Raw genomic sequence first — 639 nt, 5'->3', positions numbered from 1 at the left:
CCGCTGGACGCCGCCATCATCTACGCACCCGCCGGAGAGCTGGTCCCGGCGGCGTTGCGAGCCGTCCGCAAGGGCGGTCGCGTCGTTTGCGCCGGCATCCACATGAGCGACATTCCAAGCTTTCCGTATGAGTTGCTGTGGCAGGAACGGCAGTTGGTATCGGTCGCCAACCTGACGCGGCAGGATGGCGTCGATTTTCTCAAGGTCGCGCCGCAGGCCGGGGTGCGAACGGAGACGACCGCGTTTCCGCTCGATCGGGCCAATGAGGTCCTAAGCATGTTGCGGAGCGGCCAGATTCTCGGCGCGGCCGTGCTGACGCCCTGATGGTGCTTCCAATGTCCGCTTCGATGAAGGATGAAACAGCGGCTCAGGACCGGATCTTCCAGATGCTGACGGACCATCCGGGCGTGAGGCGGATCGACACGCATGGCGCCTCGGTATTCCTGGACGCAAAGCGCGCGCTGAAGATCAAACGCGCCGTGCGGTTTCCGTTCCTCGATTATTCGACCCTCGAAAAGCGAAAGGCGGCCTGCGAGGAGGAAATCAGGATCAACCGGCCGCTGGCGCCGCAGATCTATCGCCGCGTCGTCGCGATCACGGAAGAGCCGGATGGATCCGTGAAGGTCGACGGCGCTGGCC

2 pseudogenes are annotated in these 639 nt (G+C 64.0%); both read left to right on the top strand.

Going from position 1 to position 639, the window contains the following annotated elements:
- A pseudogene (locus JHD07_RS01405) lies at positions 1-324 on the top strand (alcohol dehydrogenase); the annotation flags it as partial.
- A gap of 23 nt (positions 325-347) precedes the next feature.
- Positions 348-639 (top strand): annotated as a pseudogene (locus JHD07_RS01400) (DNA-binding protein); the annotation flags it as partial.

This window comes from Bradyrhizobium sp. (assembly GCF_016462955.1).
GTDB lineage: Bacteria > Pseudomonadota > Alphaproteobacteria > Rhizobiales > Xanthobacteraceae > Bradyrhizobium.
The sequence above is the reverse complement of the archived record's forward strand: the minus strand, read 5'-3'. Positions and strand labels throughout refer to the sequence as shown.